The following is a 14,290-nucleotide window of genomic DNA, read 5'->3' as shown; positions in this document are numbered from 1 at the left end:
CGCTAGGCCGCACGCTCACCCGTGTGGGGCTGACATGCGACGACGTCAGAGTTTCGTCATGGTTCGCGGACCCGTTCCCGGGGTGGCGCGGGCCTACCGTCGGGGCATGGCACGGTCTCCCTTCACCCCCTCCTTCTGGCGCAGCCCGCTGCGCGGCCCCTGGCTCACCTCCGTCCTCGGGGTGGTGCTGCTCGGCGGCATCACGCTGCTGTTCGTGACGGGACTGCTGTCGTACGCCGCCTACAACCCCGATCTGTCGCCGGTGAACGACAAGACCCCGGACAAGGGGATCCTCGGCTTCTACCTCTTCTCCTGGCCCACCGACCCGCACTGGCTGTACCGGCTGACCCAGGGTGTCCACGTCACCCTCGGCATCACCCTGATCCCCGTCCTGCTGGCAAAGCTGTGGTCGGTGGCGCCGAAGCTGTTCACGCTGCCGCCCGCGCGCTCGCTCACGCACGCGCTGGAGCGGCTCTCGCTGCTGCTCCTGGTCGGCGGTGCGCTCTTCGAGTTCGTGACCGGGGTGCTCAACGTCCAGCTGGACTACGTCTTCCCGGGCTCCTTCTACCCGCTGCACTTCTACGGGGCGTGGGTGTTCTTCACCGCGTTCGTCGCCCACGCCGTACTGAAGATGCCGCTCGCCCTGCGCAACCTGCGTCACCTCAAAGAGGAACGCACCGAGTTGGTGTCACCGAACCCCGCCGAGCCGACCGTGTCGCGGCGCGGGGCGCTCTGGTTCGTCGCAGGCGGTTCGCTTCTGCTGTTCCTCACCACGGCCGGGCGGAGCTTCGACGGCGCCCTGCGCGAGACCGCCCTCCTCACCCCGCACGGCGGCGACGAGCCGGCCTCCGGGCCGGGCGGCTTCCAGATCAACAAGACCGCCGCGTACGCGGGGATCGACCCGGCGGAGACCGGCGAGGAGGCCTGGCGGCTGGTCGTCACGGGACGCGACGGCCGCACTGTTCGCCTCAGCCGTGCCGAACTCCTGCAACTGCCCTCGCACAGCGCGTCGTTGCCCATCGCCTGTGTGGAGGGTTGGTCGACCTCCGACCAGGAGTGGCGCGGGGTGCGGCTGCGGGACCTCGCGGCGCTCGTCGGGTACGGGGACGCCGCGCCGGACGTCCTCGTGGAGTCGCTGCAACGGCACGGCGCCTTCCGGCGGGCGGCCCTGCGCGCCAACCAGGTCGCCGACCCGCGGTCCCTGCTCGCCCTGTTCGTCAACGGCGCGGAGCTGACCCCCGACCACGGCCACCCGGCCCGGATCATCGTGCCCGCGGCGCCCGGTGTGCTGAACACCAAGTGGGTGGCGCGGCTGACCTTCGGAGACCTGTGATGCGGATCCCTCTCGGCAGCCCCCTCCAACTCCTCCTGCTCATCTGCTCGTTCGCCCTCGCGGGGTACGCGGGGGTGCGGCTGCTGGCAGGGGACCTCTTCGGGATCGCGCTGTGGTTCGTCGGGGCGGCCGTCCTGCACGACCTGGTGCTGTTGCCGCTGTACGCGGCGGCGGACCGGGCGCTGGTGAGGGCGGCGGGGTGGCACGTCCTGTACGTGCGGGTCCCCGCCGCCCTCTCCCTGCTGCTCCTGCTCGTGTGGTTCCCGCTGATCAGCGGGCAGGTCGCGGACCGTTACGCGTCGGCGAGCGGCTTGTCCCCGGACGGCTTCGCGGCCCGCTGGCTGCTGATCACGGCGGTGCTTTTCGGCGGTTCGGCGGCGGTCCTGGTCGTACGGCAGGGCAGGGCGAGGGTCCTTCGGCGGCGCAGGGCGACGAAGGAACGGCCGCCCGCCGTCCACTGATCCACCGCCGCCCATCCGGTGCGGGCCGCGTGCCGCAGCAGGGCGGGGGTGCCGAGCCGGGCCCACGGGAACGGGTTGCCGACGGCACCGCGGGCGTCGGTGACATGCACCTGGACGCGCTCGTCGAGGTCCGGGCCGGTGACCGTCTCGGCGATCAACAGGCCGCCCGGCGTGAGCAGTTGGGCGGTACGGTCGAGCAGGGCCTGCGGGTCGCCGCCGATGCCGACGTTGCCGTCGATCAGCAGCGCGGTGCCCCAGCGGCCCTCGCCGGGCAGGGACTCGAAGACGGACCGCCGCAGGGCCTGTCCGCCGAGCGCGACGGTCCGCGCGACCGCCGCCTCGCTCACGTCGATGCCGAGCACCCGCCGGCCACGGGCCCCGAGTGCGGCGACGAGCCGTCCCGGACCGCACCCGACGTCCAGCACCGCACCCTCGCAGCGCCGCAGCACCTCCAGGTCCGCGGCGTCCGCGGCGGCGCACCAGCGCTCCAGTTCGAGCGGGAGCAGCCAGCCGTCGGAGCGACGCAGGAAGAGGGGCCCGCGGCCGGTGCGCAGGGCCCGGGCATAGGGGTCGGCGGACCAGGTGCCGTCGTCGCGGCTGCCGTCCGTCGCGAGCGGCCCCGGGTCACCGGCGCCGGGTCCACCCGGCCCTGCACCCCGCTCGCCGTCCTGCGGCCCCGCGAGTGCCGTGTCCGTGGTGGGCCGTGTCACGACGGCGACCCGCGGCCCCCTCATCGCGGCACCCCCGCGAGCCGGGCGAGCTCCGCCGCGAACCGTCCGTCCGAGGCCGCTCGCGCGACCAGTTCCGCGTCGTACGCCGTGTCCACGTCCCGCAGCGGCGGCAGCTCCCGTACCCGCAGTCCGGTCAGCCGGGCGCGCTGGGCCGCGCCGGTGTGCGGTGTCGACATCGGGACCCCGCGCAGCCGGGAGGGGTCCGGTTCCGCCAGACCCAGTGCCCAGAAGCCGCCGTCCTCGGCCGGCCCGAAGTAGGCGTCGCAGTCGGTGAAGTCCACCGTGAGGAGCTCTGGGGTGACCTGGGGCGTGTCCATGCCGATGAGCAGGGCCGGTCCCTCGCAGCCCGCGAAGGCCGCGGCCAGCCGTTCGTCGAGGCCGCCCGCGCACTGCCGTACGACCTCGAAACCCGGCGGCAGCCAGGGGCCCGGCGTGCCCTCCAGGACCAGGACCCGGCGCCGGGCCGGGGTGCGGGCCACGACGTCGAGGGTGTCCGCGAGGGACGCCTCGGCCAGCGCGGCCGCCTCCTCGGGCGTGAACGGCGGGGTGAGCCGGGTCTTGACCCGCCCCGGCCGCGGCTCCTTGGCGATGACGAGCAGCGTGGTCATGCGTGCACCCCCTGCTCCGACTCGGACAGGACCTGGCTCATGTCCCGCACCGCCTGCCACGTGCCCCGCCAGGTGCCCGTCACCTTGGAGGTGCCGGTGCGCGGCCGGTACGGCACGTCGTGCTCGGCGATCCGCCAGCCCGCGTCGGCCGCCCGCACCACCATCTGCAGGGGGTAGCCGCTGCGCCGGTCCGTCAGGCCGAGGGCGAGCAGCGGCTCGCGCCGTGCGGCGCGCAGCGGCCCGAGGTCGTGCAGCCGCAGACCGGTGCGGCGGCGCAGCAGCCGGGCGAGCGCGAGGTTGCCCGCCCGGGCGTGCGGCGGCCAGGCACCGCGGGCCTGCGGGCGGCGCCGGCCGAGCACGAGGTCCGCCTCGCCGGCCAGCACCTCGGCCACGAACGGCACCAGGTCCGAAGGGTCAAGGGAAGCGTCGCAGTCGCAGAAGCACACGATATCGGCCGTGGCCGTGGTCAGCCCCGCATGGCAGGCGGCGCCGAAACCGCGCCGCTCCTCGCGGACCACGGTCGCGCCGAGAGCGTGGGCGATGCGGGCCGAGCCGTCCGTGGAGCCGTTGTCCACGACGAGCGCGCGCCAGCCGGGCGGGATGCGTTCCAGCACCCACGGCAGGGCCCCGGCCTCGTCCAGACAGGGCAGCACGACGTCCACGGACGCCGCCGGTTCGTTCACTGAAGGGGTCGTCACACCTCTCACCCTACGAACGCGAATCGGGCGAATCGGACTCCGGCTCCTTACGAAACAAGGACGTCGGCGGCCGTCCGCAGCGCATTCGCGCGCGTGGTGCGAGGCTGGCGGCATGGAGCAGCAGCATTACGCACAGACCCGGCCGCGGGTCCTCGTCGTCGACGACGACCCCACCGTCGCCGAGGTGGTCGCCGGCTACCTGGACCGGGCCGGCTACCTCGTGGACCGGGCCGCCGACGGCCCCGAAGCCCTCGCCCGCGCCGCCGCGCACCGCCCGGACCTCGTCGTCCTCGACCTGATGCTGCCCGGCATGGACGGCCTGGAGGTGTGCCGCCGGATGCGGGGGAGCGGGCCCGTCCCGGTCATCATGCTCACCGCCCGCGGCGACGAGGACGACCGCATCCTGGGCCTGGAGGTCGGCGCCGACGACTACGTCACCAAGCCCTTCAGCCCCCGCGAACTGGTCCTGCGCGTCGAGTCCGTGCTGCGCCGCTCGCGGCCCGCCCGGCAGACCGGCCACCTGGGCGCCGCCGGACTCTCGATGGACCCCGCGGCCCGCCGCGCCCTCAAGGACGGCACCGAACTGGCCCTCACCATCCGGGAATTCGACCTACTCGCGTTCTTCCTGCGGCACCCCGGCCGGGTCTTCAGCCGCGAGGACCTGATGCGCGAGGTGTGGGGCTGGGACTTCGGCGACCTGTCGACCGTCACCGTCCATGTGCGCCGGCTCAGGGGCAAGGTCGAGGACGACCCGGCCAGGCCCCGCCTGATCCAGACCGTGTGGGGCGTCGGCTACCGCTTCGACGGCTCACACGCGGAGGTGTGACCCGTGAACGACATGCTCCTCATCGCCCTCTACGCCTTCCTCGGCGCCGTCGCCGCCGGACTCCTCGGCGCCTGGGTGCTGGTGCTGGTCCGGCGCCGTTCGCTCTCCCTGCACCTCGCCGTGGTCGCCGCGGTCGGTGTCACCGCGATGCTCGCCGGGACCCTCGCGGTCGCCCAGGCCATGTTCCTGTCCGGGCACGACCTGCGGGTCGTCACGACCGTCGTCCTGATGGCCGCCGTGGTCTCGCTGGCCACCGCCCTGCTGCTCGGCCGCTGGGTCACCGGCCGCAGCCGGGCCCTCGCGCTCGCCGCCCGCTCCTTCGGCGACGGCGGCGACTTCACCTCGCCCGGCGGCTCCACGACCGCCGAACTCACCGAACTCAGTAGGGAGTTGGAGGCCACCAGCGCCAAACTCGCCGAGTCCCGGGAGCGGGAACGCGCCCTGGAGTCCTCCCGGCGCGAACTCGTCGCCTGGATCTCCCACGACCTGCGCACCCCGCTCGCCGGGCTGCGCGCGATGTCCGAGGCCCTGGAGGACGGCGTCGCCGCCGACCCCGCCCGCTACCTGCGGCAGATCCGCACCGAGGTCGAACGCCTCAACGACATGGTCGGCGACCTCTTCGAACTCTCCCGCATCCACGCGGGGGCATTGGCGCTGAGCCCGAGCCGGATCTCCCTGTACGACCTCGTCTCGGACGCCCTCGCGGGCGCCGACCCCCTGGCGCGCGAACACGGCGTACGGCTGGTCGGTCACCGGGTGGCGGCCGTGCCGGTCGAGGTGGACGGCAAGGAGATGAGCCGCGTGCTGGGCAACCTCCTCGTCAACGCCATCCGCCGCACGCCCGCCGACGGGACGGTCGCGGTGGCCGCCGAGCACCGCGCCGAGGGTGTCGTCGTGTCCGTCACGGACGGCTGCGGCGGCATCCCCGAGGAGGACCTGCCCCGCGTCTTCGACACCGGCTGGCGCGGCACCCACGCCCGGACTCCGCCTGCCGGGGCGGGACTCGGCCTCGCGATCGTCCGGGGCATCGTGGAGGCCCACGCGGGCCGGGCCACCGTACGCAATGTGCCGGGCGGCTGCCGCTTCGAAGTGCTGCTGCCGTCGGCCGCCTCCTGAAATGAAGAGGGGCCCCTTGAAGAGGGGCCCCTTGAAAATGAGGTGGTGCCGCCCGCGGCCGCTTTCTTTCACGGGCGGCACCACCGGTCCACCGCGGGCTACGCGTCCCGCATCCCGGCGCCCGCGAACTCCCGCATTCCCTCGGCGAATCCGACCTCCGCCTTCCACCCCAGCTCGGCCCGCAGCCGCGCCGAGTCCGCCGTGATGTGCCGTACGTCCCCAAGGCGGTACTCCCCGGTGACCACGGGCTCGGGACCGCCGTACGCCTCGGCCAGCGCGCGGGCCATCTCGCCCACCGTGTGCGGCTCGCCGCTTCCGGTGTTGTACGACGTGAGCGCGCCGCCCCTCGAACTCGCCTCCAGCGCCGCCACGTTGGCCGCGGCCACATCCCGTACGTGGACGAAGTCCCGGCGCTGACCGCCGTCCTCGAAGACGCGCGGGGCCTCCCCGCGGGCGAGCGCGGAGCGGAAGAAGGAGGCGACGCCGGCGTACGGGGTGTCGCGGGGCATGCCCGGCCCGTAGACGTTGTGGTAGCGCAGCGCCACCGCCGAACCGCCCGTGGCCCGCGCCCAGGACGCCGCCAGATGCTCCTGGGTGAGCTTGGTCGTCGCGTACACGTTCCGCGGATCGACCGGGGCGTCCTCGCCGACCAGACCGGGGGAGAGGTCCGCGCCGCACCGCGGGCACGGCGGCTCGAAGCGCCCCGCGTCCAGGTCGGCGACGGCGCGCGGGCCCGGCCGTACGGTTCCGTGCCGGGCGCAGGTGTAGCGGCCCTCGCCGTACACGACCATCGACCCGGCCAGCACCAGCCGCCGTACTCCCGCCTCCGCCATCGCGGCGAGCAGGACCGCCGTGCCGAGGTCGTTGTGGGAGACGTAGTCCGGGGCGTCGGCGAAGTCCACGCCCAGTCCGACCATGGCCGCCTGGTGGCACACCGCGTCCACTCCGCCCAGGGCGTCGCGGACGGCACCGTGGTCCCGTACGTCGGACGCCGGGTCGGCCCGGACGTCGTACAGGAGGGGCTCGTGGCCGTGTGCCGCGAGCGCTTCGACGATGTGGGACCCGATGAAACCGGCACCGCCGGTGACCAGTACGCGCATGCCCTCAACCTAGGGCCGTGAGCTGCCCGGACGGCCGGACCGCGGCCGTCACGTCACGGCTTCGTAAGACTCACGGCCGGGTCAGGCTCAGCGGCAGCGACACCGTGAACACCGTCGAGCCGGGTTCACTGCTCAGCTCGATCGTGCCGCCGTGCGCCCGGACCAGGGAGCTCGCCACCGCGAGGCCGAGACCGCTGCCGCCCCGGTCCCGGCTGCGGGCCTTGTCGACGCGGTAGAAGCGGTCGAAGACCCGCTCCTGGTCGGCGGCCGGAATGCCCGGCCCGGCGTCGGCGATCCGCACCTGGGCGTGCCCGCCCCGCACCCGCACCCCGACCGACACCTTCGTGCCCGCCGGGGTGTGCACGGCGGCGTTGGTGAGGAGGTTGTCGAGGACCTGGCGCACGCGCTGCGGGTCGAGCCGCAGCTTCAGTGCCTGGGGACCCGGCGCCACCGTCAGCGGATGGTCCGGGTGGCTCGCGCGCAGGGCGTCGGCCGCGTGCTCCACCAGCTCCACCAGATCCGTCTCGACGGGCCGGAGCGGGGTCTCCACCTCCGCCGCGTCGAGGCGGGCGAGCAGCAGCAGGTCGTCCAGGAGGAAGCCCATGCGGGCGGCCTCGGCACGCAGCCGGGCCAGGTGCCTGTCACGCTCCTCGGGGGCGTTGGCGGCGGCGTACTGGAAGAGGTCCGCATATCCCCGTACGGACATCAACGGCGTGCGCAGCTCGTGCGAGGCGTCGGCGACGAACCGGCGCAGCCGCTGCTCGGCCTCCGCGCGGACCGCCAGGGAGTCGTCGATGTGCTCCAGCATGGTGTTGAACGCCGTCCGCAGCTCCTCGACCTCCGGACCGCCGCCCCGCTTGTCGGCACGCAGCGGCAGCCGGGCCGCCGACTCGGTCAGGTCGTGCAGGGCGATGCCGTGCGCGGTGTGCGCCATGTCGCTCAACGGCTTCAGGCCCCGGCGCAGCAGTCTGCGGCCGACCACCACGAGAGCCAGCAGCGCGAGCCCGAAAGCGACGACCTGGACCGTGATCAGCCGCCGTACCGTGGCGTCGATGTCGTCCATGGGAGCCGCGCTGACCAGGACCACACCGGGCTCGACCTCACAGGCGCGCAGCCGGTACTCGCCCTGCCCCTTCAGGTGCTCGGTGGCCAGGACCTCGGTGTGCGCGAGGGTCTGCGTCTTCGCGACGGCGGTGAACGCGTCGACGTCCTCCGGCAGATCGGAGGGGTCCTCGGGCGTGCGCAGCCGCGGGGTGCCGTCCTTGACGTCGTACACCGCGTAGTACCAGCTCCAGTACTTCTTGCCCGTGAGCGTGCCGGACTCGGCGATGCTCTTCGACTGGGCGACCTGGGCGAGCGACAGCTGCTCGTTGAGCTGGGCCGACAGATAGTCCCGCATGTACGTGGTCAGCGCGGTGCCCACCACCGCGAACACCACCAGGGCCACCGCCCCGAGCCCCAGCGCGAGACGGGTACCGAGCCGCATCCTCCGGTACGCCGGACGCAGCCGACCGAGAAGGGACCTCACTCGGCGGCCTGCCGGATGACGTACCCGAAGCCCCGCACGGTGTGGATCAGCGGCACCCTGCCGTCGTCGGGCTCGTCCAGCTTGCGGCGCAGCCGGCTGACGACCAGCTCGACGACGTTGGAGCGGCCGCCGAAGCCGTACTCCCACACATGGTCGAGGATCTGCGCCTTGGTGAGCACGGTCGGCGACTTGCGCATCAGGTACCTGAGGACCTCGTACTCGGTCGGGGTGAGCGTGAGCAGCTTGTCGCCGCGCCGCACCTCACGGGTGTCCTCGTCCATCGTGAGGTCCGCGACCGCGAGCACCGAACGCTGGAAGCCGGGTCCGGCGCTGCGCCGCAGCACGGTCCGCAGCCGGGCCATCAGCTCCTCCACCGCGAACGGCTTGACCAGGTAGTCGTCGCCGCCCCGGGTCAGCCCCGCCACCCGGTCGGCGACCGCGTCCCGCGCCGTGAGGAACACCACGGGCACCATCGTGCCCGAGCGCCGCAGCCGGTCCAGGACGCCGAAACCGTCGATGTCGGGCAGCATCAGGTCGAGCACCACGATGTCCGGGCGGAACTCCGCGGCGCGGCTGAGCGCCTCCTCGCCGGAGTTCGCGGTGACCGCCTCCCAGCCCTCGTAGCGGGCGACCGTCGCCACGAGATCGGCGATCGGCGGGTCGTCGTCCACGACGAGGAGTCGTACTTTTTCCACCCGCTCATAGTGCTTCACGGCGCCCGGAAAGCCAGAGCCGGATGGGCCCCGTAAGCAGATCGATAACCTCTTGAAAGTTGTACGACAGCTGATCGACAGCTCCCACCGGAGAAGCTCGATAATCCAGAGGCCCCGATCAAGGAGCTACGACCCGTGACCACCGTCCAATCGCCCCCCGCGCCCCCCACGGCGATCAAACGCCCCAGGGTGGTGGCCCGCACCGGGCTCTACGCCGTGCTGGCCGCCAACGTGGCCGTGGTGGCCTGGTTCTTCGCCCAGGCCGGCTTCGCCTCCAACGCGCTCATCGTGCTCGGCCGCCTCACCGGCCTGTACGCGGCGCTCATCATGGCCTTCCAGCTGATCCTGGTGGCCCGCCTGCCCTGGCTCGACCGCCGCATCGGCATGGACCGGCTGACCTCCTGGCACCGCTGGACCGGCTTCGGCATCCTGTGGACGCTCCTCGCGCACGTCACCTTCATCAGCTTCGGCTACGCCGAGGGCACCGACGTGGGCCCGGTCGGCGAGATCGTCGACCTCGCCGAGACCACCGAGGGCGTACTCCGCGCGGTCGTCGCGTTCTTCCTGATCCTCGTGATCGGCGCGGTCTCCGCCCGCTACGCCCGGCGCCGCCTCGCCTACGAGACCTGGCACTTCATCCACCTGTACACGTACGCCGCCGTGGTGCTGGCCTTCACCCACCAGGTCGCCGTCGGCACCACCTTCACCGCCTCCTCCGTCGCCACCGGATACTGGTACGGCGTCTGGGGCGTCGCCCTCGGCTCGGTCGTCCTGGGCCGCGCGGTGCTCCCGCTGTGGCGCAACTGGCGCCACCAGTTCCGCGTCACGGCCGTCGTCCCCGAGAGCGACAACGTCGTCTCGATCTACATCAGCGGCAAGGACCTCGACCAACTCCCCGCCAGGGCGGGCCAGTTCTTCCTGTGGCGGTTCCTGACGGCCGACCGCTGGTGGCAGGCCAACCCCTTCTCCCTGTCCGCCGCCCCCGACGGCAGGACCCTGCGCCTGACCGCCAAGGCGGCCGGCGAGGGCAGCGCCGCCCTCAGGCACCTCAAGGTCGGCACCCGCGTCTTCGCCGAGGGCCCCTACGGAGCCTTCACCGCCCTGCACCGCACCCGCCCCGAGTCCGTGCTCATCGCCGGCGGCGTCGGCGTCACCCCGATCCGGGCGCTGCTGGAGGAGGTGCAGGGCCACGCCGTCGTCATCTACCGCGTCGGCTCCGACCGGGACGCCGTCCTCTACGACGAGCTGCGCGACCTCGCGCTCGCCAAGGGCGCCGAACTCCACCTGGTCACCGGCCCGCCGGTGCCTGACAAGCTCGCGGCGGGTGAGCTGGCGCGGCTCGTGCCCGACATCGCCGAGCGGGACGTCTTCCTGTGCGGACCGCCCCCGATGATGACCGCGGTCCTGGGCAGCCTGCGCGAGCTGGACGTGCCCAAACCGCAGATCCACTTCGAGCGCTTCAGCCTGGCGGGATGAGGAACAGACCGTGAAACGAGCCATACCTGTCGTCGTCCTGAGCATCGCCGGCCTGGTCCCCGTCTGGCTGTACCAGCCGTCGTCCGGCACCTCCACCGCCCAGGCCACCACGCCCGCGCCCTCGACGTCCTCCTCCGGGACGTCCGGAGCCTCCGGCACGAACGTGGTCAAGACCACCACGATCGACACGGAGAAGGGGCCCGTACAGCTCCAGGTGACCTTCGACGGTACGAAGATCACCGCCGTGAAGATGCTCCAGCAGCCCGACCACCCGCAGACCACCGCGGCCGTACCGAAGCTGATAGCCGAGACGCTTGAGGCACAGAGCGCGGACATCGACACCGTCTCCGGCGCGACCATCACCAGCGACGCCTACAAGGAGTCCCTCCAGGCCGCGATCGACGACAACGCGAAGGCGGCGTCGGCCTCACCCTCGGCGTCCGCCTCCGAGGCGTCTTCCCAGACCGTCGACGGTTCGGCCCTCAGCACGGAGAAGGGCCCCGTACAGGTCCAGGTGACCTTCGACGGTACGAAGATCACCGCGGTGAAGATGCTCCAGCAGCCGAACCACCCGCAGACGACGGCCGCCGTGCCGGTGCTGGTGGCGGAGACTCTCGAGGCGCAGAGCGCGGACATCGACACGGTGTCCGGTGCGACCATCACCAGCGAGGCATACAAGGAGTCCCTGCAGGCCGCGATCGACGCGAGGGGCTGAGGTACCGACCATGCTGCACCGCGTCGAACACGTCATGGGCTTCCCGGTCTCGCTCCGGGTCGACGACGAGCACGTCCCCGAGTCCGCCGCCGACGCGGTCTTCGCGTGGCTGCGCGAGGTCGACGCCCGGTTCAGCCCGTTCAAGGAGGACAGCGAGGTCTCGCGGTACGACCGCGGCGAACTGTCCGCGGACGTGCTGAGCGCGGAGCTGCGCGAGATCCTCGACCTGTGCGAGCACTACCGGGTCGCCACCGGCGGCGCCTTCGACGTACGGCTGCCCGGTCGCCGGCTCGATCCCTGCGCGGTGGTCAAGGGTTGGTCGGTGCAGCGGGCGGCGGAGCTGCTGACAGCGGCCGGCGCGACGCGGTTCGTCCTCAACGCCGGCGGTGACGTGGTCACCGCCGGCGGCCCCTGGCGGGTGGGCGTACGGCACCCCGAACACGCCGACAAGCTGTGCACGGTCCTGGAGCTCACCGACGGCGCGGTGGCCACCTCCGCCCGTTACGAACGCGGCGACCACATCCTCGACGCCCGCACCGGCCGCCCGGCGACGGGCCTGCTCAGCCTGACGGTCGTGGCCCCGACGCTCACGGAGGCCGACTCGGTCGCCACGGCGGCCTTCGCCCTGGGCCCCGGGGGCGTCGACTGGGCTGCCTCCCTGGACGGCTGCGAGGTGTTCGCGGTGGACGCGGAGCGACGGGTGCTGCGTACGCCCGGTTTCCCGGCCGTTCCCTGACAGCACCCGCCCTCCGCGTGACCGTGTATCGCGTGCTCGTCAGCCGAGGCGGTACAGGCCGCTGTAGGCGGAGACCGCCGTGCCGTTCTTCTTGACCCAGGTGGAGATCTCGGAGTTCGAGGAGCCCTGGCCGCTGCTGCTGATGACGATGTAGTGCAGCTTGCCGGACTTCACGAGGCTCTTGAGCTTGGCGAGGGTCATGGCGTTGTCGGAGCCGGACCAGCCGCCCATGGAGATCACCGGCTCGCCGGACTCCAGGATGATCGAGGAGGCGGTCTGGTCGGTGGCGACCGCGACCAGCCAGGTGGCGCCGTCCTGGTTCTTCTTCAGGTACGAGATCATCGCGGAGGAGACTTGGGCGTCACCGCCCATGCCGCCGGCGGTACGGCCGGACGCGGACTGGCTGCCGGAGCTGGAACTGGAGCTGCCGGAGCCGCTCGGCGCGCTGCCGCTGGTGCTCGTGCCGGTGCCGCCGTCGGGACCGCCGGTGCCGCTCGGCCGCTGGCCGCCGCCCATGCCGCCACCCCCGCCCACGCCGCCCATGCCGCCCGTGCTCGGACCGGCCGTCGGATTGGTGCCGTTGGTGCTGGAGGTGGCCGCCGAGGCGGAGTACGCGGCGGGACCGGCGAGCAGGGCGACGACCGCCGCGAGGGCCGCGATGCCCGTCAGCCGCTGCCGCCCCGTGAACCGGCCGAGCAGCAGCCCGATCACGGCGACCGCACCGGCGACCCCGGCCACCACTTCGGCGACCGTGTACAGCGTCCCGGAGCCGGAGACCCGTTGGAGCAGGACCACCGCCCACACCGTGCTGCCCGCGATCGCCGCGGGCAGCACCCACGCCCACTTCGCGGCCGCACCCTCACAGAAGGCCTGGTGGAGCATGACGCCGCCGATACCGGCCAGGGCCGCGATGCCGGGTGCCATGGCGGTGACGTAGTACGGGTGGAAGGTGCCCTCGGCGAGGGCGAAGGTCAGGTAGTGCAGGACGAACCAGCCGCCCCACAGCAGCAGCGCCGCCCGCTTGGCGTCCGTACGCGGGGCCCGGCCGCGCAGCACCAGACCGCCGATCAGCGCGACGAGGGCGAAGGGGATCAGCCAGGAGATCTGGCCCCCCATGATGCTGTTGAACAGCCGGTACAGACCCGCCTCGCCGCCGAAACTGGCGCCGTTGCCCTGCGAGCCCACCGACGAACTCGCCCCGAAGATCCGGCCGAAGCCGTTGTAGCCGATGACCAGGTCCCACACCGTGTTGTCGGTGGAGCCGCCGATGTACGGCCGGGAGGACGCGGGGATGAGGTCGACGACCACCATCCACCAGGCGCTGGAGACGACCAGCGCGACGGTGCCGACGGCGAGGTTGCGGATGCGGCGGCCGAGCGAGCCCTTCGCCGCCCACAGGTGGACCAGGAAGAAGGCCGGCAGGACGACGTACGCCTGCATCATCTTCGTGTTGAACGCGAAGCCGATCGCGACCCCGGACCACACCAGCGGCATGAGCCGTCCGGTCCGCACGGCCTTCATGAGCGCGGCCGCGCCCAGCAGCATCAGGAAGACGAGGATCGGGTCGGGGTTGGTGTCCCGGTCGATGGCGACGGTGATGGGCGTGAGGGTGAGCGCAAGCGCCGCGATCGTGCCCGCGACGGCACCGAAGTCCCGCTTGACCATGCGGTACAGCAGGGCCACCGAGCCGGTGCCGACGGCGACCATCGGCAGCATCAGCTGCCAGGTGCCGTACCCGAAGACCCGGGCGGAGAGTCCCATCACCCACAGGGCGAACGGCGGTTTGTCGACCGTGATGAAGCTGCCGGAGTCCAGGGCGCCGAAGAAGAACGCCTTCCAGCTCTTGGTGCCGGAGTACACGGCCGCGTCGTAGAAGGTGTTGCCGGTGAGGGACGACAGGTTCCAGGCGTACAGCGCCGTGGCCAGCACCAGGATCGCCCACAGCGCCGGGCGGGCCCAGCGGGGGTCATCGGGGGCACCGGTGAACATCCTGCGCAGCCGGCTGCTCGCGGCGGGCGGCAGGGCCCGGTGCCGGCCGTCCTGGGTGGTAGGCGGGGGCGGTGGGGCGAGGGTCGTCATGGCACGTACTCCAGGTCTCCGAGCGGTGGTGATGACGACCCTCGGGCCCGGTGCTGGGCGAACCCTGTGGCTTCGCTGAACGAAGGATGAGAATCAGGGAACTCACAGGTCGCGCACAGTGGGGGATCGACGCCACTGTTCGAATGTCTGCAACACAAGCGGTCTAGACT

The 14,290-nt window shown here is 72.6% G+C and carries 13 protein-coding genes and 1 pseudogene; 7 read left to right on the top strand and 7 right to left on the bottom strand.

From position 1 onward, the window contains the following. Nucleotides 1–106: 106 nt before the first annotated feature. Both ACZ39I_RS30080 and ACZ39I_RS30075 read left to right on the top strand, forming a co-directional pair. On the top strand, nucleotides 107–1,333 hold the full coding sequence (locus tag ACZ39I_RS30080; RefSeq protein ID WP_467247885.1) for a molybdopterin-dependent oxidoreductase: 1,227 nt from the start codon (nucleotides 107–109) through the stop codon (nucleotides 1,331–1,333). After that, nucleotides 1,333–1,794, top strand: a complete 462-nt coding sequence (locus ACZ39I_RS30075; protein ID WP_467247883.1) for a hypothetical protein — start codon at nucleotides 1,333–1,335, stop codon at nucleotides 1,792–1,794. The genes ACZ39I_RS30080 and ACZ39I_RS30075 overlap by 1 nt, the downstream gene beginning before the upstream one ends. A 128-nt stretch (nucleotides 1,795–1,922) precedes the next feature. Here ACZ39I_RS30075 and ACZ39I_RS30070 read toward each other — a convergent pair. The 3 genes and pseudogenes from ACZ39I_RS30070 to ACZ39I_RS30060 form a co-directional block, all read right to left on the bottom strand. Beyond that, a pseudogene (locus tag ACZ39I_RS30070) lies at nucleotides 1,923–2,528 on the bottom strand (class I SAM-dependent methyltransferase); the annotation flags it as partial. Further along, on the bottom strand, nucleotides 2,525–3,133 hold the full coding sequence (locus tag ACZ39I_RS30065) for a TIGR04282 family arsenosugar biosynthesis glycosyltransferase (protein WP_467247882.1): 609 nt from the start codon (nucleotides 3,131–3,133) through the stop codon (nucleotides 2,525–2,527). The gene ACZ39I_RS30065 and the pseudogene ACZ39I_RS30070, both read right to left, overlap by 4 nt. After that, a complete protein-coding gene (locus tag ACZ39I_RS30060) occupies nucleotides 3,130–3,840 on the bottom strand; it encodes a glycosyltransferase family 2 protein (protein WP_467247880.1) in 711 nt (236 codons plus the stop codon). Before ACZ39I_RS30060 ends, ACZ39I_RS30065 begins: the two co-directional genes overlap by 4 nt. 103 nt (nucleotides 3,841–3,943) lie before the next feature. On the opposite strand from ACZ39I_RS30060, the gene ACZ39I_RS30055 reads away from it, so the two are divergent. Then, entirely contained in the window at nucleotides 3,944–4,657 is a 714-nt protein-coding gene (locus ACZ39I_RS30055) for a response regulator transcription factor (protein ID WP_467247878.1), read from the top strand. Between the two features lie 3 nt (nucleotides 4,658–4,660). Then, nucleotides 4,661–5,773 carry a sensor histidine kinase gene (locus ACZ39I_RS30050; RefSeq protein ID WP_467247877.1) on the top strand — a complete coding sequence of 371 codons (1,113 nt, stop codon included), beginning with the start codon at nucleotides 4,661–4,663 and terminating at the stop codon, nucleotides 5,771–5,773. A 98-nt stretch (nucleotides 5,774–5,871) separates the two neighbouring features. Here the strand turns inward: ACZ39I_RS30050 and ACZ39I_RS30045 are convergent, their stop codons facing one another. The 3 genes from ACZ39I_RS30045 to ACZ39I_RS30035 all read right to left on the bottom strand — a co-directional run bounded on the left by ACZ39I_RS30045 (nucleotide 5,872) and on the right by ACZ39I_RS30035 (nucleotide 9,072). After that, complete coding sequence (locus ACZ39I_RS30045) at nucleotides 5,872–6,873, bottom strand: NAD-dependent epimerase/dehydratase family protein (protein ID WP_467247876.1); 1,002 nt, start codon at nucleotides 6,871–6,873, stop codon at nucleotides 5,872–5,874. Nucleotides 6,874–6,943: 70 nt separating this feature from the next. After that, nucleotides 6,944–8,359 carry a sensor histidine kinase gene (locus tag ACZ39I_RS30040; protein WP_467247875.1) on the bottom strand — a complete coding sequence of 472 codons (1,416 nt, stop codon included), beginning with the start codon at nucleotides 8,357–8,359 and terminating at the stop codon, nucleotides 6,944–6,946. Nucleotides 8,360–8,397: 38 nt separating this feature from the next. Further along, nucleotides 8,398–9,072, bottom strand: coding sequence for a response regulator transcription factor (locus ACZ39I_RS30035; RefSeq protein ID WP_467248080.1), 675 nt, complete (start codon nucleotides 9,070–9,072; stop codon nucleotides 8,398–8,400). Nucleotides 9,073–9,249: 177 nt separating this feature from the next. Between ACZ39I_RS30035 and ACZ39I_RS30030 the strand changes: the two genes are divergently transcribed. Genes ACZ39I_RS30030 through ACZ39I_RS30020 form a run of 3 tightly spaced genes read left to right on the top strand, consistent with a single transcriptional unit; the run spans nucleotide 9,250 to nucleotide 12,041 of the window. Further along, a complete protein-coding gene (locus ACZ39I_RS30030) occupies nucleotides 9,250–10,590 on the top strand; it encodes a ferredoxin reductase family protein (RefSeq protein WP_467247873.1) in 1,341 nt (446 codons plus the stop codon). A gap of 10 nt (nucleotides 10,591–10,600) precedes the next feature. Next, nucleotides 10,601–11,305 (top strand): FMN-binding protein, encoded by a 705-nt coding sequence (locus ACZ39I_RS30025; RefSeq protein ID WP_467247872.1) that lies wholly within the window; start codon nucleotides 10,601–10,603, stop codon nucleotides 11,303–11,305. Between the two features lie 10 nt (nucleotides 11,306–11,315). Then, entirely contained in the window at nucleotides 11,316–12,041 is a 726-nt protein-coding gene (locus tag ACZ39I_RS30020) for an FAD:protein FMN transferase (protein ID WP_467247871.1), read from the top strand. 39 nt (nucleotides 12,042–12,080) lie between these two features. Here ACZ39I_RS30020 and ACZ39I_RS30015 read toward each other — a convergent pair whose 3' ends face one another. Then, on the bottom strand, nucleotides 12,081–14,120 hold the full coding sequence (locus ACZ39I_RS30015; protein WP_467247869.1) for an ArnT family glycosyltransferase: 2,040 nt from the start codon (nucleotides 14,118–14,120) through the stop codon (nucleotides 12,081–12,083). Nucleotides 14,121–14,290 lie beyond the last annotated feature (170 nt).

The organism is Streptomyces sp. NPDC024687, assembly GCF_055559055.1.
The sequence above is the reverse complement of the archived record's forward strand: the minus strand, read 5'-3'. Positions and strand labels throughout refer to the sequence as shown.